This window comes from Rhizobium sp. 25PS6 (genome assembly GCF_032464655.1).
GTDB lineage: Bacteria > Pseudomonadota > Alphaproteobacteria > Rhizobiales > Rhizobiaceae > Rhizobium > Rhizobium laguerreae.
This window is the reverse complement of record NZ_JAWDIV010000014.1, coordinates 1-21,429: the sequence shown is the minus strand read 5'-3', so window position 1 is coordinate 21,429 and position 21,429 is coordinate 1. Positions and strand designations below refer to the sequence as shown.

Sequence of the window (21,429 nt, the reverse complement as noted above, 5' to 3'; positions counted from 1 at the left end):
ACTTTATCAAACGTAACGGTTGACGACGTTCTCCAGCAGTTCCTGCTTGCCCGACCGTGGCTGCGGGTTCACGTCGTGGCTCTCGACATAGTGGGTGATCTCATCCAGCGAGTACTCGCCGCGGAAGAGCTTCTGCGCCTCGGCGGATTCCCAGCCGGCGTAACGATCGGCGAGCGGCTGCGACAGAGCCTTGTCCTCGATCATCCTGGCAGCAGCCTTCAGGCCGCGAGCGCAGCAATCCATGCCGCCGATATGGCCGATCAGCAGATCCGCCGGGTCGAGAGACTGACGGCGCAGCTTCGAGTCGAAGTTGGTGCCGCCGGTCTTGAAGCCGCCACCAGCCAGAACATGGTAGTAGGCGAGCGCCATTTCGGGAACATTGTTCGGGAACTGGTCGGTATCCCAGCCGGACTGGTAGTCGTTGCGGTTCATGTCGATCGAGCCGAAGATGCCGAGCGCATTGGCAAGCGCCAGCTCGTGCTCGAAGGAGTGGCCGGCAAGGATCGCGTGACCCTGCTCGATATTGAGCTTCACCTCGTTTTCAAGGCCGTGCTTCTTGAGGAAGCCATAGACGGTGGCAACGTCGTAGTCATACTGGTGCTTGGTCGGCTCCTGCGGCTTCGGCTCGATCAGGATCGTGCCCTTGTAGCCGATCTTGTGCTTGTATTCGACGACGAGGTTGAGGAAGCGGCCGAGTTGGTCGAGCTCGCGGCCAATATCGGTGTTGAGCAGCGTCTCGTAACCTTCGCGGCCGCCCCAGAGCACGTAGTTTTCGCCGCCGAGCTTCTGCGTGGCGTCGATGCAGGTCTTTACCGTCGCGGCTGCGAAAGCGAAGACGTCAGGATCCGGATTGGTCGCAGCGCCCGACATATAGCGGCGGTGGGAGAAGAGGTTCGCCGTGCCCCAGAGCAGCTTGGTGCCGGTTGCGGCCTGCTTCTCGGCGAAATAATCGACGATCTCGTTGAGGTTTTTAGTGTTCTCGGCAAAAGTCTTGCCTTCCGGACGCACGTCGGCGTCATGGAAGCAGTAATAGGGCGAGCCGAGCAGCGAGAAGAATTCGAAGGCGACGTCGGCCTTGAGCTTGGCGGCCTTCATCGTGTCCTCGAACCAGGGACGCAGGAAGGTCTGCCCGCCGAAGGGATCGCCGCCCGGCCAGGTGAAGGTGTGCCAGTAGGCCACCGCAAAGCGCAGATGGTCCTCCATGCGCTTGCCCATGACGATCTCGTCCGGCTGGTAATGGCGGAAGGCCAGCGGATTGGTGCTGTCCGGGCCTTCGTATTTTACTTTCTGAATATCGCCGAAAAATCCGGTGCTCATTTTGGTTCTCCTTGGGTTCGTATCTGTTGGCAGTTCCGAATTCTTGTCTACGCCAGGGGCTCCCTCATCCGCCTGCCGGCACCTTCTCCCCGATGGGGAGAAGAGACTCGCTGCGGCGCTTCTTTTCCCTTCTCCCCTGGGGGAGAAGGTGGCCCGAAGGGTCGGATGAGGGGGCCGCCGTCTCAGTTCTCAGTGCGCCAGCGACTTGATCGCCGGGTACAGCGCACGATAGCGCTTGTAAGCATCCTCATACGCGCCGCTCAGCGACGCCACCGGCTCGATCGTGCCCGCCGTCACCGGCGGCGTGCAGACCGTGATCGGATCTGCGCCCGTTGCCGCGATCAGGCCGAGGCGGGCAGCGCCGAAGGCCGCGCCGAAATCGCCGTCGGCCGGCAGATCGACCGGAACGCCAAGCGCGGTCGCGATCGACGCCAGCCAGTAACGCGAGCGCGAACCGCCGCCGATTGCCGTGACGCGGGAGATGCCGGTGCCGGCCGAACGCAGCGCTTCGAGATTATCGCGGATGGCGAAGGCGACGCCTTCGAGCACCGCTTGAGTGAGAACGACACGACTGCTTTCATGTTCAAGGCCGATGAAGGCGCCGCGGATGACGGCATCATTGTGCGGCGTGCGCTCGCCGGAGAGATAGGGCAGGAAAGAGACGCCGGTAGGCGCCTTCAGCGTCTCGCCGAGTTCGCCGGTGAGATCGGCGGCCGACTTGCCGGTCACGCCGGAATGCCAGTTCAGCGCATCGGTCGCCGACAGGATGACGCCCATCTGGTGCCAGGTGTTCGGCAGCGCGTGGCAGAAGGCATGCACGGCGCTTTCTGGCTTCGGCAAATAGGAACCGTTGGCGGCAAAAAGCACGCCTGATGTGCCGAGCGAGACGAAGGCGGCGCCATCGCTGACCGTGCCCATGCCGCAGGCCGAGGCCGCGTTGTCGCCGGCACCGCCGGCAACGATGACATCACCTGATATACCCCATTGCGCCGCCAGTTCGGACCGCAGCTTACCAGCCTGCTCGGTGCCTTCGACGAGCGCCGGCATCTGCTCCTCGGAAAGCTTGGTGGCGGCCAGCAGTTCGGAGGACCAAGCGCGCTTGCCGGTGTCCAGCCAGGAGGTGCCGGCCGAATCCGACATTTCCGAGATATAGTCGCCGGTCAGCCAGAGACGCAGATAGTCCTTCGGCAAGAGCACCTTGGCGATCTTGCCGAAGACATCGGGCTCATGCTTTTCGATCCAGGCGAGCTTCGGCGCCGTAAAGCCGGGGAAGACGATGTTGCCAGTGAGCGCGCGAAAGCGCGGATCGGCATCAAGTGCCGCGGCCTCGACGTAGCTGCGCGTATCGTTCCAGAGGATGCAGGGGCGCAGGACCTTGTCGGTGGCATCGATGAGCGTTGCGCCATGCATCTGCCCGGAAAGGCCGATGCCCTTGACCGCCGCCAACTCCTTCGGGTGTTTTGCCTTGAGGCCGGCGACAGCCTCCTCCGTGGCGCGCACCCAGTGGGCCGGCTCCTGCTCCGACCAGCCGGAATGCGGACGCGACACGTCGAGCGAACCGTTGGCCGAGCCGACGATCTTCTGATCACCGTCGATCAGCATCGCCTTGACGCCGGAGGTTCCGAGATCGAGACCCAGATACATGTGGTGTTTCTCCCTTTGCCGTTACGGCAGATTGTCTTTCAGGAATATGTCGAGGCGGATGCGCTCCTGCGCTTCGATGACGGCAAGTCCGTCCGCCTTGGCTTTCAGCACCCGGATCGCGCTGCGCACCTCATGGCCGGCATCCTGATTGAGGATCGCATCGATCGTGTTGTCGATCAGTGCTGCGCGTGTATGGGCGGTCAGTTCGTGGGCAATCACGGTCAGCACGCGGTCGACGGCCTTCTCCTTCAACGCCCGGATCAGGCCGCGGTTGCCGGCGCCGAGGCTGTAGACGCCGATGATCCCGGCATTCCTCGAAAGCGCGTCGGCAACGAGCCTGTGGGCGACCTCCGGGTCGTCGCGGCCTTCGAGAACCGGCAGGATCGCAAGATCGGGAAATTCCTCGGCCATGACAGCGGTGAAGCCCTCCAGCCGCTCGCGATGGTCGCGCACCAGCATGGAGCCGGCGAGCACGGCGATTTCACCCTTTCGCGGCCCGAGGAATCGTCCGAGCAGACGCGCGGCTGTGCGGCCGGCGGCGATATTGTCGACGCCGGCATAGTGATGGCGTAGCGACCCCGTGAGATCGGACACCAGGGTGACGATGGGAAAGCGCTCGCGCACCAGCCGGTCGACGGCGGCGCGCACCTCAGGCGCATCGGTCGCAACCAGTGCGATGCCACAAGGCTTTTCCCGGGAAAGACCCTCGAGCACGGAGACAAGGGCGGCGGGATCGAAGGCCGGCACCTCGATGGTGCGGATATCGGTGCGCTCGGCCGACGATCGGAGGACTGCCTGGCGGATCTCGGCATTCAGCCCGTGCATGAAGGAATTGTCGCTGGCCGGGAGGATGAAGACCAGCGGATAGGTGCGCCCCTTGGCAAGATTGGCGGCGGCGACGTCTCTGACATAACCGAGATCGCGGATCGCGGTCTCGACCTTTTCCCGCGTGACGTGGCGCACACCGGGGCGCTGGTTGAGAACCCGGTCGACAGTCGCCAGACTGACACCGGCGGCGGCGGCGATATCGTGAACGGTTGGCCTCATCATTCCTCCTGACGAGACCATTAGCGCCAATTTTGATGTACGTAAATCAAAAAATCGAACAGACCGGTTCCACGTCGTTTTTTGGGACTGGCGGGTATCATCGGGCGGACGGCACGGCGCGAAAACAGCAAACAAAAAAGGCCCTCCGAAGAGGGCCTTTTCAAGGGGCGGCAGGCCGGAGGTCAGTGGCCGCCACCGCCTCCCCCGCCTTGCGGCGCGGGTTTCTTGATCATGGCGACACCGAGGATCATGGCAAGGAAGAGTGCGGTCAGGATCAGGAACACGTCGCTGAAGGAGAGAATGATCGCCTGTTTGGTGGCAAGGCCGACCATCTGCTTGATCGCGACCGAGGCGCCGTCCATGCCATAGGTGTTGAAGTTGGCGGCCATGTTGTTCATCTGGTCGATCGCCGCCGGATTGCCCCAGTCCATATTCTCCCGCAGCCGCTCGTAGTGCACGTCCTGCCGGTTGGTGAGCACGGTGTTGATGACCGCGAGGCCGACGGCGCCGCCGAGGTTTCTGGTCAAGTTGAACAGGCCGGAAGCGCCGCGGATGCGCGAGGGCGGCATCGTACCGAGTGCGATGTTGTTGATCGGCACCATGCACATCATCAGCCCGAAGCCGCGCAGGATCTGCGGGATGAAGAGTTCGTAGAAATCCCAATCCGCCGTCAGATGCATCATGATGAAGGTGCCGGCGGCGAAGCTGACAAAGCCGATCACCATCATCAGGCGCAGATCCATCTTGGTCGACAGCCGCCCGGCGATGGGCGCGGTGAAGAACATCGCAAGTCCGGAGACGAACATCGTCTCGCCGATCATCAATGAGTCATAGCCGCGGATGCGCCCGAGATAGACCGGGTAGATATAGGTGAGGCCATAGAGGCCGATGCCCATGACGAAGGAAAACACCGAACCGAAGGAGAAATTTCGGTTCGCAAAGGCCTTGAGGTCGACGACCGGGAAATCCACCGTGAAGGCGCGATAGAAAAAGACGATGGCTGCAGCACCGGAAGCGACTGCCGCTATGGTGATGTAGCTGTCGTTGAACCAGTCGTTGGAATTGCCCTCTTCGAGCACATATTCAAGGCCGCCGAGGAAGACGCCCATCGAGAACAGCCCCCACCAATCGAACTTCTTGAAGAGCGACAGTTCCGGCTTGTCGAAATCGATGAAGTTCCAGGTGACGATCGTGACGATGATGCCCGGAATGATATTGACGAGGAACAGCCAGTGCCAGGAGAAGGCGTGGCTGAGATAGCCGCCGACGGTCGGGCCGATGGTCGGCGCCAGCGTGGCGATCAAGCCGATGATCGGCGAGACGATGCTGCGCTTCGACGGCGGGAAGATGGTGAAGGCGGCCGCGAAGACCGACGGGATCATGCCGCCGCCGATGAAGCCCTGGATGACCCGGTAGACGATCATCTGGTCGATATTCGTCGCGGTCGCGGCAAGCGCGCTCGCCATGGTGAAGCCGGCAGCCGAGATCGCGAAAAGATAACGCGTCGAGATGATGCGCGCCAGCGTGCCCGAAAGCGGGATCATGATCACTTCGGCGATCAGATAGGACGTCTGCACCCAGCCGATCTCGTCGCTGCCGGCCGAAAGGCCGGCCTGGATCTCCGCAAGCGAGGCCGAGACGATCTGGATGTCGAGGATCGACATGAACATGCCGACCACCATCGCGAAGAAGGCGATAAGCTTCTTCGGATCCATGCGCTCGTCGGCACGGGCGGGTGCCGCCGGCATCATTCCCGCCGTTGCTGTCGCGCTGCCGGCCATCAGATCACCTCTGCCTTTCCTGAAGGCTTACTTGCTCGGCGCCGTACGGGTGTCGACATCGACGACGACGCTCAGGCCCGCGCGCAGACGGCCGCTGTCGAGCGTATCCTGCGGCAGCGCAATGCGCACCGGCACGCGCTGGATCACCTTGGTGAAGTTGCCGGTAGCGTTTTCCGGCGGCAGCAGCGAAAAGACCGAGCCGGAAGCCGGCGAGATCGACTCGACGGTGCCGACGATCGGATGGTCGTCATAGGCATCGACATGGACGTTGACCTTCGAGCCCGGCACCAGATGCTGGATCTGCGTTTCCTTGAAATTGGCGTCGATATAGAGTTGTCGCACCGGAACGAGCGCCATCAGGCGCTGGCCAGGAGAGACGAGGTCGCCTTCCTGGACGGAGCGGTTGCCGACAATCCCGTCATAAGGCGCCTTGAGCACGGTGAAGGAAAGGTCACGGACGGCCTTGTCGCGCGAGATCTCAAGCGAACGGACCGAGCCTTCGGCTTCCTTGCGCTGGGCCTGGAGGATGGTGATGTTGGCCTGTGCGGCGGTGATGTTGGCGTCGCCGCCGGCAAGATTGGCCTTGGCCTGGTCGAGGGCGATATTGGCATTGTCGAGATCGGCGGCGGTGCCGACCGACTTCGCCTGAAGGTCGCTCTGGCGCTTCTGGGTGATTTCGGCACCGCGAACGGCCGCTTCGAGTGCCACCTTCTGCGCCTGCGCCTGCACGAGGCTCGCATTCGCGCCTTCGATCTGCGCGTCAATACGCTGCAGAGAAAGCTGTTCGGTGACGATTTGGGCCTGGGCCAAGTCGAGGGCGTTCTGATAGTCGCCGTTATCAAGCATGGCAAGAACGTCGCCCGCTTTGACTTCCTGGTTGGCGACAACGTTCACCTTCGCGACGTAGCCCGTGACCTTCGGCGAAATCGTTGCGATATCGCCTTCGATATAGGCGTCGTCGGTCGACACCATGAAGCGGCCGTTCGTCCACCATTCGTAACCATACCAGCCGCCGCCCGCGAGAAGGGCGAGCACGACGATCGGCAGCACAAGGCTGCGGCGCTTCTTCGCAGCCGCGGGTGCGGTGACCGAAGCCGGCGCCGACTGCGCGAGAGCTGAAGGAACTTCGCGGGCTTCCGCCGTCGGAGCTTCTACGGCCGCGACATCGGCCTTTACCTCTTCGGTCCCGGCGTTTTCGCTGACGATACGCGCGACGTTGCTCTTCTGGTTGCTCGACATGGCCACTTTACCGATCTGGAAGTAAATAATCGAACTGAACGGTTCGGTTCAGTTGACTTAAACCTGTTTTATCGTCATATCAAGATGCATAGAACCAATCGGTTCGATTTCTTTTAAAGAACATGCGAAACCGTCAACACGGTTAAGAGGACATGACGCTGACACCCGACCACGCTGCCGTATTCAGTCCTCCCGCTGCCGGAGGCCGATTTGCCGCAGGCGAAGATCCGGCCAAGCGCCAGCAGATCCTCGCCGGCGCCAAGCGCGTCTTCATGAAGATGGGCTTCGACGCCGCCAGCATGAACGACGTGACCCGCGAGGCCGGAGTCTCCAAGGGAACGCTCTACGTCTATTTCACCAACAAGGAAGAACTGTTTTCGGCGATGATCGAGACCGAGCGCGCCGCCTTCGTGGCGGCTGTGCGCACGGCGCTTGCCGAACATGACGATCCCGAAGCCGGCCTGTACGAATTCGGGATAAGCTTCGTTACCCATATGACCGATGAAAAGGTCATCAGCGCGATGCGCACCGTGCTCGGCGTTCGAGACCGCATGCCTGAGCTCTGTCAACGCTTCTTCAAGGGGCCGGTCAATCTGCGCACCATCATGCGCGATTTCCTGGAACGCCATATCGCCGAAGGCACACTCGAGATCGATGACATCGATCTCGCCGCCGGCCAGTTTCTCGATCTTGCCAGCGGCAGTTTCTTCAAGCTGCGCCTGTTCGGAAGCATGGAAGAGCCGCCGCCGCTTGACGAAATCGAGCGCGTCATCCGCGGCGCGATCCGGGTCTTCATGGCCGCCTACGGCGCGCGCCGGCACGAGACGGCCTGACTGCACCCTTGATTGCTGTCCTCCATCGGCCAAAATTCCGCAACTACGATCAAACCCGGCTGCCGGCTTTTCTTTAAAGAAGAAGCCGCAACCAGGGGAGTGAGAATGAGCGCCGTCGGACGGGCGATCTGGTTCATCGAGAGCCATTTCGAAAGCGATATATCGCTGGAAGAGATATCGGAAGCAGCCGGATTGTCGCGCTACCATCTGTCGCGCGTCTTCGGGCTCGTCACCGGCCACTCGATCAGCGGCTATATAAGAGGGCGCCGCCTCAGCCGCGCCGTCCCGACACTGGTCGGCGGTTCATCCACCATTCTCGAGGTTGCGCTTTGCGCCGGCTACGGCTCGCACGAAGCCTTCACCCGTGCCTTCCGCGACCAGTTCGGCATGACGCCGGATGCGGTGCGCAGACAGGGGCACGCCCGTAACCTTGTCTTGCTGGAGCCGATCAGAATGGACCCCGCCCACCTCAACGACCTCGAACCGCCCCGCTTCGAAACCCTTCAACCGATGCTGTTTGCCGGCTTGCAGGAGACCTACCCCTATGGCGGCAATGCCGCCATCCCCTCCCTCTGGCAGAAATTCAATGCCCATTTCGGTCATATCTCCGGCCAGAAAGGCAACGTCGCCTACGGCATCTGCACCCATATCGATGGTGAAGCAGAGAAATTCCGCTATATGGCCGCGGTTGAAATTTCCGATGCCGGCGATCTGCCGGCGGATTTTGCAACGCTCAAGCTTCCGGGCCAGCGTTACGTCGTCTTTGCCCATCGCGGCCATGTCTCCGGCATTCCGGCGACCATGAACCGGATATTTGGCGCATGGTGGCCAACCTCAGGCCTGGAGCACGGCGAGACACCCGACATGTTCGAACGCTACGACGAGCGCTTCGACCCCTATACCGGCATGGGCATCACCGAAATCTGGTTGCCGGTCAGAGCATGATGCCGGAAAGTGTCAGCGGTTTTCGGACGACATCATGCTCTAACTCTTTAATCTGGAACGGGATTCAAATTTAAGGCCGCCCCGGCCTTAAATCATCCTGTTCTAGGGAATAAAAGTCACATCGGTTTCGTATACCCCCTTGCGGCGCTTGCCTGAGAGGCCGGCAACATTACATTGCGAGCGTCAATACTTACGTGACGCAAAAGGGATATATGCTGATGCAGGAAATCATGACGCTCATTCAGGATCCGGCCGCCTGGGTGGCGCTCATCACGCTGGTGGTGATGGAAGTCGTTCTCGGGATCGACAACCTGATCTTCATTTCCATTCTCACCAACAAACTGCCGCCCGAGCACCGGGAGAAGGCCCGCAAGATCGGTATCGGTCTTGCGCTCGTCATGCGTCTCGTCCTGCTCGGCACCATCGCCTGGATCGTGCAACTGACCGAACCGCTGTTTGAAGCCTTCGGCCACGGCTTCTCCTGGAAGGATCTGATCCTGATTGCCGGCGGTCTGTTCCTCGTCTGGAAGGCCACCAAGGAAATCCACCACAGCGTCGATCCGGAAGATCACGGCGAGGACTTCATCGCAAGTTCGGCCACGACAGGCTTTGCATCGGCCATCGGCCAGATCCTGCTGCTCGATCTCGTCTTCTCCGTCGACAGCATCATCACCGCCGTCGGCATGACGCCGCATCTGCCGATCATGGTAGTCGCAGTCGTCGCCGCCGTCACCGTCATGCTGGTCGCCGCGACGCCGCTTGCCAACTTCATCGAGCGGAATCCGACGATCGTCATGCTGGCGCTCGCCTTCCTGCTGATGATCGGTACGACACTGATCGCCGATGGCATGGGCTTCCACGTGCCGAAGGGCTACGTCTACGCCGCCATGGCCTTCTCGGCGCTGGTCGAGGTGCTGAACATGTTCGCGCGCAACGCCCGCAAGCGGAAACGAGGCGACGCTCATTGAGGCTGGGGTTGAGAGGGCGCGTCGCAACGGCGCGTCCTCCCTCATCGCCATCAAGCCCTTGCAGGCGTGGTTTTTCTTGACGCGCCCGGTTGAATATGGCCTAAGGCCAGCCGAACGGACGATCGGCGGATAGTGCGGGCGCATGCCCTTTTCCGGCCGGTTTGCCGACGAAGCTATCTGCATCCTTCCGGCCGAACGTCGCTTTCCCATGAAAGCCGTCCGGCATCCATTGACGGGCACACACAATGACAGTTTCCGGGACAGCCACCGGCGTCCGCGTCCGCATCGCTCCCTCGCCGACCGGCGAGCCGCATGTCGGCACCGCTTACATCGCTCTCTTCAACTACCTTTTCGCCAAGAAGCACGGCGGCGAGTTCATTCTGCGCATCGAGGATACCGATGCGACGCGCTCGACCCCTGAATTCGAAACGAAGGTGTTGGACGCACTGAAATGGTGCGGGCTGGAATGGAAGGAAGGCCCTGATATCGGCGGCCCCTACGGCCCCTATCGCCAGTCCGATCGCAAGCCGATGTACCAGCCCTATGCACAGGAGCTGCTGGACAAGGGCCATGCCTTCCGCTGTTTCTGCACGCCCGCGCGCCTGGAACAGATGCGCGAAACCCAGCGTGCCGCCGGCAAGCCACCGAAATATGACGGCCTCTGCCTGAATCTTGCGGCCGAGGAAGTCACCTCGCGCATGGCCGCCGGCGAGACGACCGTCATCCGCATGAAGATCCCGGCCGAAGGCTCCTGCGACTTTACCGACGGCGTCTATGGCGATGTCAGCATCCCGTGGGATTCGGTCGACATGCAGGTGCTCGTCAAGGCCGACGGCATGCCGACCTATCATATGGCCAACGTCATCGACGACCATCTGATGAAGATCACTCATGTGGCGCGCGGCGAGGAGTGGCTGGCTTCGGTGCCGAAGCACATCCTGCTCTATCGCTATTTCGGCTGGGACCAGCCGGTCTTCATGCATCTGTCGCTGATGCGCAATGCCGACAAGTCGAAGCTGTCGAAGCGCAAGAACCCGACCTCGATCTCCTATTACTCCGCGCTCGGCTATATCCCCGAAGCGCTGATGAACTTCCTCGGCCTGTTCTTCATGCAAATCGCCGAAGGCGAAGAGCTGCTTGATATGGACGCTCTCTCCGAGAAGTTCGATCCGGAGAACCTCTCCAAGGCCGGCGCGATCTTCGACATTCAGAAGCTCGACTGGCTGAACGGCCGCTGGATCCGCGAGAAACTGTCGGAAGAGGAATTCCAGGCACGTGTGCTGACCTGGGCGATGGAAAACGACCGCCTGAAGGAAGGTCTGCGCCTGTCGCAGACGCGCATTTCCAAGCTCGGCGAACTGCCCGATCTTGCTGGCTTCCTGCTGAAATCCGATCTCGGCCTGCAGCCTTCCGACTTCGCCAAGATCAAGTCGCCGCCGGAAGAGATACTGGAGATCCTCAACACCGTTCAGCCGGATCTCGAAAAGATCCTGGAATGGAAGGTCGAGACGATCGAGGCGGAGCTGCGCGCGATCGCCGACCGCATGGGCAAGAAGCTGAAGGTCGTGGTCTCGCCGCTCTTCGTCGCGGTCTCCGGTTCGTCGCGCTCGCTGCCGCTCTTCGATTCCATGGCGATCCTCGGCCGGTCCGTTGTGCGCCAGCGCCTGAAGCTCGCCTCGCAGGCGGTCGCCGCCCTCGTCGGCTCGAAGTAAGAACAGTCAGAGGATTTCGAAAGTGGCTGACAACAAGACCGAAAACACCCTTTCCTCCGACGCGACGGAAGTGCGCGCCCAGAAGCTGAAGCTGCTGCGTGAGCAGATCGGCGAGGTCTATCCGGCGCATTTCCACCGCACGATGACCAATGCCGAGCTCATCGCGAAATATGAGAACCTGGAACCTGACGTCGAGACGCAGGATGTCGTCACCGTCGCCGGCCGCGTCTACTCATCGCGCAACTCCGCCATGTTCATGGACATCCACGATGCCGGCGGCAAGATCCAGATTTTCAGTCACAAGGACACGACCCCGGAAGAAGCCCGTGCGCTTCTGCCGATGATCGACATCGGCGACATCATCGGCGTCACCGGCATCGTACGCCGCACCAAGCGTGGCGAGCTGACGATCAACGCGCATACGATCACCATGCTGACGAAGTCGCTGCTGCCGATGCCGGAGAAGTGGCACGGTCTCTCCGACATCGAGCTGCGCTACCGCAGGCGTCACCTCGACATCATGACCAACGAGGATTCGAAGCTCCGCTTCCAGCAGCGCTCGAAGATCCTCTCCGGCATCCGCCGCTTCATGGAAAATGACGGCTTCATGGAAGTCGAGACACCGATGCTGCAGTCGGTTTATGGCGGCGCCACCGCTGAGCCGTTCAAGACGCATCACAACACGCTGAAGCTCGACATGTACCTGCGCATCGCGCCGGAACTGTTCCTCAAGCGCACGCTGATCTCGGGGCTGACCGACAAGGTCTTCGAGGTCAACCGGAACTTCCGCAACGAAGGCGTCTCCACCCGGCACAATCCCGAATTCACCATGATGGAGTGTTACTGGGCCTATGTCGATTACGAGGACATCATGGACCTCGTCGAGCGGCTGTTCGAAACCTTGGCGCTCTCCATTCACGGCACGACGGAATTCCCCTTCGGCGACAAGACCATGTCCTTCAAGGGGCCGTTCAAGCGCGTGCCGATGCCCGATGCCGTCAAGGAAGCGACCGGCATCGATTTTCTCGCCATCAAGACCGATGAAGAGGCCCGCGCCGCCGCCAAGGCTGCCGGTTTTGCGGTCGAGAAGGATTGGACCTGGGGTGAATGCCTTGCCTTCATCTTCGAGGAAAAGGTCGAATCCACGCTGATCCAGCCGTCGCATGTCACGCATTTCCCGAAGGATATCTCGCCCTTCGCCAAGGAAGTGCCGGGCGAGCCGCGCCTCGTCGAGCGCTTCGAGACCTATTGCAACGCCTGGGAACTCGGCAACGCCTTCTCGGAACTCAACGATCCCGAAGAGCAGCGCCGCCGCATGGTCGAGCAACTCGAACTGGCGCATGCCCGCGGCGAAAAGGAAAAGCAGCTGGATGAGGAATTCCTCGACGCAATCGACCAAGGCATGCCGCCGGCAGGTGGCCTCGGCATCGGCGTCGACCGTCTCATCATGCTGCTGACCAATGCACCGTCGATCCGCGACGTCATCCTCTTCCCGGCCCGCCGCAGCAAAGCCGACTGACCGGAAGACAGGTCGAAAATGCCAAGCGGAGTGCCTCCCGGCGCTCCGCTTTTTCATGCTCGCTGTTCAGTGGGTCTTGGCGGCTTCAGCCGGCGGCTCTTCGACCGGCGCCTCTGCGACCGCATCTGCGCCGTGGCCGCCTGCAGCCGGCGCGGCTTCGCTTTCGGCTGCCGGCGCTGCGCCATACCCGCCGCCTGCGGCCTTCTTGCCCTTTTCCTCGCTTCTGGTCGAGGCAACCGCGACCGGGTCGACGCAATCCTCGGGATCCTTGAAAGCGGCGCTGATCATGGCGATCTCGTCGAACGGCATCTCTATCCGCTCGCCGAAGAACAGCCCGTTTTCACTGGCCTTGCCGTCGTAGTAGCGTGCTGTATAGGACTTGTCGTCGAGGCCCGGAACGGCCTTGTCGGGATGTGGGATATAGACGACATCGGCGCCGATCGCCCGGCCGCGAATATCGGCGCGCATCGTCGGTCCGTTTTCGTCGAGCACCACCACCTGCACCAGATCCGGCTTCTGCGCGGCATAAACCGCCTGAGCGACACGAAGCGCGGTCTTGACCCGCGTCATCCCGTCGGTCGGTTCGGTCTTGATGTATTTGCGCACCCAGACGTGATCCTGTTTGCGGATCGTCACCAGGTTGACGTCACTGCATTCGAGTCCGTAGCCACCACCAGTTGCACCGATCAGCCTGTCCTTGCCGACATAGACCGCCGCACCGCCGGACACGCCCATGAGAAGAGCGACTCCGCCAATGATGATTGCCAATTTCCGGGAAGGCCGGAATATGCGCAGTAAGGCCTTCACGCCAACTGCTCCGCCATCTGAAACTCCAACGCAGGACAAGTGCTGAGAACGCTAAGGAAATGACGTTTCCGAAAGTTTAAGTGGGCATGCGAAGCCCGCTCCATTTTAGGAAAATACCAAAAAAGGTCCGCTTTTTTCGGCCGCTTGCCACGGCCCGTTCCGCCATGCTCTAAAACCCCATGGCCTTCACGCTTCGCCAGGTTCAATATTTTGTCGCCGTCGCCGAACAGGGTTCGGTGACGCGAGCCGCACAGAACCTTTCGATCTCGCAATCCTCGGTGACGGAAGCGTTGAAGGAGCTCGAAACCGACCTTGGCGTCGAGCTGTTCGAGCGCCATCCGCGCGGCCTGACAATCACCCATAACGGACACCAGTTCCTGCGTCATGCGACGAAGATCCTGGCCTCCGTCTCCGATGCACGGACCAGCTTTTCCGGCCAGCAAAGCGCCCTCTCCGGCACACTGAACATCGGCGTCACCTCGCTTGTCGCCGGCTACGTGCTCTCTGATCTCCTGGCGCGATACCGGCGCGCCTGTCCCGGCATCGAGGTCAGCGCCATCGAGGACAATGGCGGTTACCTCGAACATCTCCTGGTCGGCGGCGAGCTGGATGTCGCCGTGATGGTGATATCAAACCTGCGCGACCGCATGGCGCTGCAGGCGGAAATCCTCGAAACCTCGCCCTATCGACTATGGCTGCCGATGGGCCATCCGCTGGTGTCGGCCGACATCATCTCGGTCGCCGACATCGCCCGCGAACCGCTGATCATGCTGACGGTCGACGAAATCGAAGAGAATACCGGCAAGCTGCTCTCAGCCCTCGGCGCCCGCCCGCATGTCGCCTTCCGCACCCGCTCGGTGGAGGCGGTGCGCAGCCTGGTTGCAACAGGCGCCGGCGTAGCCCTGCTTCCCGATCTCGTCTACCGACCATGGTCGCTGGAAGGCGACCGCATCGAGAGCCGCGACGTCTCGGGATCGCTGCCGGTCGTCCAGGTCGGCATGGTCTGGCGCAAGGGCTCCAGCCTGCCGCAGGCGGCGCGCGATTTCGTCGGCATCGCCGAAAGCTTGCGCTCCGGGCGTATCCGCTGATATCGGAATTTCCGATACCGCCTTTCTGATAAATGAATTTGCGAAAGCGGCTTTTTCGCGTCACCTTTTCATTCGGGAACAAACCGCCACAAAAGTGGCAAACCGGGAGACGGATGATGACGAATCTGTTGAAATCCTGCACGGCAGCGCTCGCCTGCCTGAGCTTCGCGACGCAGGGAATCGCCGCCGAACCGCTGAAGGCCTTGGGCAAGGGCGAAGGTGCTGTCAGCATCGTCGCGTGGGCCGGCTATATCGAACGCGGCGAAACCGACAAGAACTACGACTGGGTCACCGATTTCGAAAAGGAGACCGGCTGCAAGGTTTCCGTCAAGACCGCCGCCACCTCGGATGAAATGGTGTCGCTGATGAACGAAGGCGGCTTTGATCTCGTCACGGCATCGGGCGACGCCTCGCTCCGCCTCATCGCCGGCAAGCGTGTCCAGCCGATCAACACCGATCTGATCCCGAGCTTCAAGACCGTCGACGAGCGCCTGCAGAACGGCCCGTGGTATACGGTCGGCGGCGTGCACTACGGCGTGCCCTATCTCTGGGGGCCGAATGTGCTGATGTATAATACTGATGCCTTCAAGGACAAGGCGCCGACCAGCTGGAACGTCGTCTTCGAGGAGCAGACACTGCCCGACGGCAAGTCGAACAAGGGCCGCGTCCAGGCCTATGACGGCGCGATCTACATCGCCGATGCCGCCATGTATCTGATGGCCCACAAGCCGGATCTCGGCATCAAGGATCCCTACGAACTGACCGAGGACCAGTACAAGGCCGCCCTCGACCTGTTGCGCGGCCAGCGCAAGCTCGTCTCCCGCTACTGGCACGATGCAATGATCCAGATCGACGACTTCAAGAATGAAGGTGTCGTCGCCTCCGGCTCCTGGCCTTTCCAGGTGAACCTGCTGCAGGCCGACAAGCAGAAGATCGCCTCCACCTTCCCGGATGAAGGTGTCACCGGCTGGGCAGACACCACCATGCTGCACGCCGACAGCGAACATCCGAACTGCGCCTATATGTGGATGGAACATTCGCTGAAGGCCAAGGTCCAGGGTGACGCTGGAGCCTGGTTCGGCGCCGTGCCCTCCGTTCCCGCCGCCTGTAAGGGCAACGAACTGATGGGTGATAGCGGCTGCGCCACCAACGGCTTCGATCACTTCGACAAGATCAAGTTCTGGAAGACCCCGGTCGCCAAATGCACAACGCAGAGCGAATGCGTGCCCTATCATCGCTGGGTGTCGGATTATATCGGCGTGATCGGCGGGCGGTAATTTACGTCCTCACTGAGATGACCGTTGTAGCGTGAGACCCCTCCCCACCCCCACAAGGGGAGGGGCTCCGAGTGGCACCGCCGATTCCTGCCGAAACGCCAAGGTATTTGCGAAAGGGGTACGGCAGATTAAGCCCCTCCCCCTTGTGGGGAGGGGTTTGGGGCGGGGTCCTTGTTGGCCAAGACCGAGCCCTCTCTGAACACACACGACCCGGAGCCCCCATGACGTCAGCCGTCCGCTTCCAGCAGGTATCGCGCCATTTCGGCCAGGTTCGCGCCGTCGACGGCGTCGATCTCGAGATCGCGCCCGGCGAATTCTTTGCCATGCTCGGGCCATCCGGCTCCGGCAAGACGACGTGCCTGCGATTGATCGCCGGCTTCGAACAGCCGACCGCGGGCCATATCCAGATCTTCGGCGAGACGGCTGACGGCGTTCCGCCCTATCGCCGCAACGTCAACACCGTGTTCCAGGACTACGCGCTCTTTCCGCATCTCAATATCCTCGACAATGTTGCCTATGGCCTGATGGTCAGAGGCGTCGGCAAGGCGGAGCGGATGAAGGCGGCAGGTGATGCCCTCGAGCTCGTCAAGCTACCGGGTTACGGCGCCCGCCGCCCCGGCCAGCTGTCCGGCGGCCAGCGGCAGCGCGTGGCGCTCGCCCGCGCGCTGGTCAACAAGCCGAAGGTGCTGTTGCTCGATGAGCCGCTCGGCGCGCTCGACCTGAAACTGCGCGAGCAGATGCAGGAAGAATTGAAGAGCCTGCAGCGCGCGCTCGGCATCACCTTCGTCTTTGTCACCCACGATCAGGGCGAGGCCCTGTCCATGGCCGACCGCGTCGCCGTCTTCAACGACGGCAACATCGTCCAGGAGGGCACGCCGCAGGATATCTACCGCCGCCCGAAAAACCGCTTCGTCGCCGATTTCGTCGGCTCGTCGAACGTCATCGCGCCTGATCTGATGGCCTCGCTCGGCGGCGAAAGACGCTGGGCAAGCCTCCGTCCCGAAGCAATCCGGCTGGCAGGCGACGGCGTCGAGGCGCAGGTCGACAATGCGAGCTTCCTCGGGGCAGCCACGCGCCTCACCGTTGGCCTCCGGGGGGCGCGGCTGCATGTGATGCTGCCGGCGGGCGCAGATGTGCCTGTCGTCGGCGCCGGCATACGCCTTGCCTGGCAGCCCGACGATATCCACTACATGGATGATGCGGCATGACGGCGCTCACCATGTCAGGCGGCAAGACATCGATCCTTCCGGGGCGCGGCGGCCTCTTCGGCCGGCTGTCCGATGCCTTCTGGCGGCACCCGAAACTGCTGCTCTTCCTGATGCTGACGCCGCCGCTGCTCTGGCTCGGCATCATTTATATCGGCTCATTGATCGCCCTGCTTCTCCAGAGCTTCTTCTCGATCGACGATTTCTCCGGGCTGGTGAATACCGAATTCACCCTCTCGACCTATGCCCAGCTGCTGAATCCTGTAAATTTCGATATCATCATCCGTACCCTTGTGATGTCGGCGCTGGTCACCCTCGCTGCCGCCCTGATCGGCTTCCCGATCGCTTACTATGCGGCGCGTTATGCGCAAGGCAAATGGAAGGCGCTCTTCTATCTCGGCGTCATGCTGCCGCTTTGGTCGAGCTATCTCGTCAAGATCTACGCCTGGAAGCTGATCCTCGCCAAGGAAGGCATCCTCACCTGGATCTTCGAGAAGCTCCATCTCTCCTGGCTGCTTGACGCGACCCTGAACCTGCCCGTGATTGGCGGCAATTCGCTTTCGGTGAGTTACCTCGGCACCTTCATCGTCTTCGTCTATATCTGGCTTCCCTACATGATCCTGCCGACGCAGGCGGCCCTCGAGCGTGTGCCCGGCAACCTGATCGAGGCCTCGGCGGATCTCGGCGCCACGCCGCGCCAGACCTTCCGCACCGTGCTCCTGCCCTTAGCGCTCCCCGGCATCGTCGCTGGTTCGATCTTCACCTTCTCGCTGACATTGGGTGATTACATCATCCCGCAGATCATCGGCTCGTCCAGGCTGTTCATCGGCCAGGCGGTCTATGCCCAGCAGGGAACGGCCGGCAATGTGCCGCTCGCCGCCGCCTTCTCCGTCGTGCCGATCGTCATCATGGCGCTTTATCTGTCGCTCGCCAGGAAATTGGGGGCTTTCGATGCGCTCTGACCTCAAGAGATCGCCACTGCCCCTGAAAATCGCCGCAGCCGCCGGACTGCTTTTCCTGCACCTGCCGATCCTGCTGATCTTCGTCTATGCGTTCACGACGGAGGAGAAGAGCTATCAATGGCCGCCGCCTGGGCTGACTCTGCAATGGTTTACTGTTGCCTGGAACCGGCCGGACGTCTGGTCGGCGCTCAGCCTTTCCGTACAGGTCGCCGTCATCGCCACGGCGATCGCGCTGGTCCTCGGCACGCTCTGTGCGGCCGCCGTCAGCCAGACGAAATTCTTCGGCCGCGAGGCGATCTCGCTGCTGGTCATCCTGCCGATCGCCCTTCCCGGCATCATCACCGGCATTGCGCTCCGCTCCGCCTTCAGCCTGTTCGACATCCCGTTTTCGGTCTGGACGATTGTGCTTGGCCACGCCACTTTCTGCGTGGTCGTCGTCTACAACAATGCGGTCGCCCGCTTCCGCCGCACCTCCGGCTCGCTGATCGAGGCCTCGATGGATCTCGGCGCTGACGGCTTCCAGACCTTCCGTCATGTCATCCTGCCGAATATCGGCACCGCCCTTCTGGCCGGCGGCATGCTTGCCTTCGCCCTGTCCTTCGACGAGGTCATCGTCACCACCTTCACCGGCGGCCAGCAATCGACCTTGCCGATCTGGATGCTCGAAGAACTCATCCGCCCGCGCCAGCGCCCCGTCACCAATGTGGTCGCCATGGTCGTGGTGCTCGTCACCTTCCTGCCAATCCTGGCAGCCTATTACCTCACCCGCGACGGCGACCAGATCGCCGGCGCCGGCAAATAACAGGGAGAACATCATGGATATCCAAATGCTGATCGGTTCCCGCTTTGAAAAAGGCACGGAAACGGAAGAGCACGTCCTGAACCCCAAGACGGGCGAGACGGTACTGAACCTTGCCGAGGCGTCGCTTTCCCAGGTCGACGCCGCCGTCGACGCCGCCGAAAGGGCCTTCACGAGCTGGTCGCAGACGACGCCGGGCGAACGTTCCGGCTACCTATTGAAGATCGCCGATGCGATCGAGAAGGATGCCGCCGGCTTCGCCACACTGGAGGCTTTGAACTGCGGCAAGCCGATCAATGCCGTGCTGAACGACGAAATCCCGGCGATCGTCGATTGTTACCGCTTCTTCGCCGGCGCCGTGCGCAACCTGCATGGACCGGCCGCCGGCGAATACCTGCCCGGCCACACCTCGATGATCCGCCGCGATCCGATCGGCATCGTCGGCTCGATCGCGCCGTGGAACTATCCGCTGATGATGATGGCCTGGAAGCTGGCGCCGGCCATTGCCGGCGGCAATACCGTCGTCTTCAAGCCTTCTGAGCAGACGCCGCTGACGGCGCTGAAGATGGCGAAGCTGCTCTCCGAAATCCTTCCTGAGGGCGTCGTCAACGTCATCCTCGGCCGTGGTGAAAGTGTCGGCAACGCCCTGATCAATCACGCCAAGATCGGCATGGTCTCGATCACCGGCGATATCGCAACTGGCAAGAAGGTGCTGCAGGCCGCGGCCAAGACGGTCAAGCGCACCCACCTGGAACTCGGCGGCAAGGCCCCGGTCATCGTCTTCGACGATGCCGATATTGATGCGGTCGTCGCCGGCATCCGCACCTTCGGCTACTACAATGCCGGTCAGGACTGCACCGCTGCCTGCCGCATCTATGCCGATGCCAGGGTTTACGACAATTTCGTCGCCGATCTCTCCTCGGCCGTATCGAGCATCCGCTTCAACCAGACCGACGATACCGAAAACGAGATTGGTCCGCTGATCTCCAAGCGCCAGCGCGACCGCGTCGAAAGCTTCGTCGCCCGCGCTTCCGAGCACAAGCACATGGAAATCACTGCCGGTGGCAAGGTCTCCGGCGACAAGGGCTTCTTCTTCACGCCGACTGTCATTGCAGGCGCCACACAGGACGACGAGATCGTCCGCCGCGAGGTCTTCGGCCCGGTCGTCTCGGTCACCCGCTTTTCCGATGCCGACGAAGCCGTTGCCTGGGCAAACGACAGCGACTACGGCCTGGCCTCCTCCGTCTGGACCAAGGATATCGGCCGCGGCATGAAGACCGCCGCCCGCCTGCAATATGGCTGCACCTGGATCAACACACATTTCATGCTCACCAACGAGATGCCGCATGGCGGCCTCAAACAGTCAGGCTACGGCAAGGACATGTCGGTCTACGCGCTGGAGGACTACACCGCCGTACGCCACGTGATGATCAATCACGGCTAACCGGCAAAAGGGCAGGATATTCCGTGGATATAAGGCGCGCCGATAGCAACCAGGCAGCTTTTGTTGAAACGGAACATTCAGCCGATAAATATCGCCTGCTATTGTCTTATTTTGTTGTTGCGGCAATACGGGCACTCCATAGTCGACCTCCGGCTCGAAAGCTGGGTCGGCAATAGCTTCGGTCAGGCAGTCTTTGTTCATGGCGACGCGCATCGATATCCCTGAGCTCGAAAAGGCCATGGACGGATTGCTGGAATCCGCCCTCGTCCCGGAAAGATGGGCCGGCACGCTGGAAGCGATCTCTCGGGCGACCGGCTCAGTGGGCGCCCACATCATGCCGGCGGTCGGCAAGTTTTCTCCGGGGTTCCTGACAACGCCAAACCTGCTCGAAGCCTTCGACGTCTATTTCGCCGAAGACTGGTACAAGCGGGATTTCCGCGAGCGCGGGCTTTCGGTCGCGCTTGCCAAGGGCATCGTCATCGAGCACGACATCGCCTCGGAAGACGAGTTCCGGCGCCAGGAATTCTACACCGAATTCCTCGCTCGCTTCGGTCTGCGTTATTCCGCGATGATCGGCTTTACCTCGGGTGATACGCTGCTCAGCCTCAACCTGCAGCGCCGCGTCGACGATCATCCTTTCGACCGGGAGGAGGAGCGGATACTACTTGCCATGCGATCGAAGCTGACCGCCTCGGCCGAGATCATCCGCTCGCTGCAAGCTGCAAAGATCGAAAGCATGAGCGAGGCCTTCGAGCTCAGCGGCACCGCCTCGGTCTTCTTCGACCGCACCGGCCGCGTCAGCCATCTGAACAGTCGCGCCGAACGGCTGCTCGACGGCGATA

Annotated in this window: 17 protein-coding genes and 1 pseudogene; 12 read left to right on the top strand and 6 right to left on the bottom strand. The window is 61.7% G+C overall.

What is annotated here, in order from left to right:
* Positions 1 to 6: 6 nt before the first annotated feature.
* The 5 genes from xylA to RWK44_RS20400 all read right to left on the bottom strand — a co-directional run bounded on the left by xylA (position 7) and on the right by RWK44_RS20400 (position 7,028).
* A complete protein-coding gene (gene xylA / locus RWK44_RS20420; RefSeq protein WP_017989459.1) occupies positions 7 to 1,317 on the bottom strand; it encodes a xylose isomerase in 1,311 nt (436 codons plus the stop codon).
* Positions 1,318 to 1,506: 189 nt separating this feature from the next.
* The gene (gene xylB / locus RWK44_RS20415) at positions 1,507 to 2,961 is read right to left on the bottom strand and encodes a xylulokinase (protein WP_221958626.1); all 1,455 of its coding nucleotides are present in this window, start codon (positions 2,959 to 2,961) and stop codon (positions 1,507 to 1,509) included.
* Positions 2,962 to 2,982: 21 nt separating this feature from the next.
* Positions 2,983 to 4,008, bottom strand: coding sequence for a LacI family DNA-binding transcriptional regulator (locus tag RWK44_RS20410; RefSeq protein WP_316029351.1), 1,026 nt, complete (start codon positions 4,006 to 4,008; stop codon positions 2,983 to 2,985).
* A gap of 182 nt (positions 4,009 to 4,190) precedes the next feature.
* Positions 4,191 to 5,789: a DHA2 family efflux MFS transporter permease subunit gene (locus tag RWK44_RS20405; RefSeq protein ID WP_131641717.1), complete on the bottom strand. Its 1,599-nt coding sequence runs from the start codon at positions 5,787 to 5,789 to the stop codon at positions 4,191 to 4,193.
* 27 nt (positions 5,790 to 5,816) lie between these two features.
* Complete coding sequence (locus RWK44_RS20400) at positions 5,817 to 7,028, bottom strand: HlyD family secretion protein (protein WP_316029316.1); 1,212 nt, start codon at positions 7,026 to 7,028, stop codon at positions 5,817 to 5,819.
* Positions 7,029 to 7,180: 152 nt separating this feature from the next.
* Between RWK44_RS20400 and RWK44_RS20395 the strand changes: the two genes are divergently transcribed.
* From RWK44_RS20395 to lysS, 5 genes are all read left to right on the top strand, one after another.
* Positions 7,181 to 7,861 carry a TetR/AcrR family transcriptional regulator gene (locus RWK44_RS20395; RefSeq protein WP_025396084.1) on the top strand — a complete coding sequence of 227 codons (681 nt, stop codon included), beginning with the start codon at positions 7,181 to 7,183 and terminating at the stop codon, positions 7,859 to 7,861.
* 105 nt (positions 7,862 to 7,966) lie between these two features.
* Positions 7,967 to 8,806: an AraC family transcriptional regulator gene (locus RWK44_RS20390; protein ID WP_168283069.1), complete on the top strand. Its 840-nt coding sequence runs from the start codon at positions 7,967 to 7,969 to the stop codon at positions 8,804 to 8,806.
* Between the two features lie 212 nt (positions 8,807 to 9,018).
* Positions 9,019 to 9,774 (top strand): TerC family protein, encoded by a 756-nt coding sequence (locus RWK44_RS20385; RefSeq protein WP_316029315.1) that lies wholly within the window; start codon positions 9,019 to 9,021, stop codon positions 9,772 to 9,774.
* A 245-nt stretch (positions 9,775 to 10,019) separates the two neighbouring features.
* Positions 10,020 to 11,486: a glutamate--tRNA ligase gene (gene gltX, locus RWK44_RS20380; protein WP_316029314.1), complete on the top strand. Its 1,467-nt coding sequence runs from the start codon at positions 10,020 to 10,022 to the stop codon at positions 11,484 to 11,486.
* Positions 11,487 to 11,508: 22 nt separating this feature from the next.
* Positions 11,509 to 13,005: a lysine--tRNA ligase gene (lysS, locus tag RWK44_RS20375; protein WP_168256405.1), complete on the top strand. Its 1,497-nt coding sequence runs from the start codon at positions 11,509 to 11,511 to the stop codon at positions 13,003 to 13,005.
* Between the two features lie 66 nt (positions 13,006 to 13,071).
* On the opposite strand, the gene RWK44_RS20370 is transcribed toward lysS, so the two are convergent.
* Positions 13,072 to 13,812 (bottom strand): hypothetical protein, encoded by a 741-nt coding sequence (locus RWK44_RS20370; RefSeq protein ID WP_316029313.1) that lies wholly within the window; start codon positions 13,810 to 13,812, stop codon positions 13,072 to 13,074.
* A 179-nt stretch (positions 13,813 to 13,991) separates the two neighbouring features.
* Here RWK44_RS20370 and RWK44_RS20365 point away from each other — a divergent pair, with 179 nt between their 5' ends.
* The 7 genes and pseudogenes from RWK44_RS20365 to RWK44_RS20335 form a co-directional block, all read left to right on the top strand.
* The gene (locus RWK44_RS20365; protein WP_003566676.1) at positions 13,992 to 14,900 is read left to right on the top strand and encodes a LysR family transcriptional regulator; all 909 of its coding nucleotides are present in this window, start codon (positions 13,992 to 13,994) and stop codon (positions 14,898 to 14,900) included.
* A 116-nt stretch (positions 14,901 to 15,016) separates the two neighbouring features.
* Positions 15,017 to 16,177 carry an ABC transporter substrate-binding protein gene (locus RWK44_RS20360; RefSeq protein WP_132612409.1) on the top strand — a complete coding sequence of 387 codons (1,161 nt, stop codon included), beginning with the start codon at positions 15,017 to 15,019 and terminating at the stop codon, positions 16,175 to 16,177.
* 221 nt (positions 16,178 to 16,398) lie between these two features.
* Positions 16,399 to 17,385, top strand: a complete 987-nt coding sequence (locus tag RWK44_RS20355) for an ABC transporter ATP-binding protein (RefSeq protein WP_020051706.1) — start codon at positions 16,399 to 16,401, stop codon at positions 17,383 to 17,385.
* A complete protein-coding gene (locus RWK44_RS20350; RefSeq protein ID WP_025396093.1) occupies positions 17,382 to 18,344 on the top strand; it encodes an ABC transporter permease in 963 nt (320 codons plus the stop codon). Before RWK44_RS20355 ends, RWK44_RS20350 begins: the two co-directional genes overlap by 4 nt.
* The gene (locus tag RWK44_RS20345) at positions 18,334 to 19,146 is read left to right on the top strand and encodes an ABC transporter permease (protein ID WP_017962179.1); all 813 of its coding nucleotides are present in this window, start codon (positions 18,334 to 18,336) and stop codon (positions 19,144 to 19,146) included. Before RWK44_RS20350 ends, RWK44_RS20345 begins: the two co-directional genes overlap by 11 nt.
* A gap of 13 nt (positions 19,147 to 19,159) precedes the next feature.
* On the top strand, positions 19,160 to 20,587 hold the full coding sequence (locus RWK44_RS20340) for a gamma-aminobutyraldehyde dehydrogenase (RefSeq protein WP_221946840.1): 1,428 nt from the start codon (positions 19,160 to 19,162) through the stop codon (positions 20,585 to 20,587).
* Between the two features lie 199 nt (positions 20,588 to 20,786).
* Positions 20,787 to 21,429: pseudogene (locus tag RWK44_RS20335) on the top strand (helix-turn-helix transcriptional regulator); the annotation flags it as partial.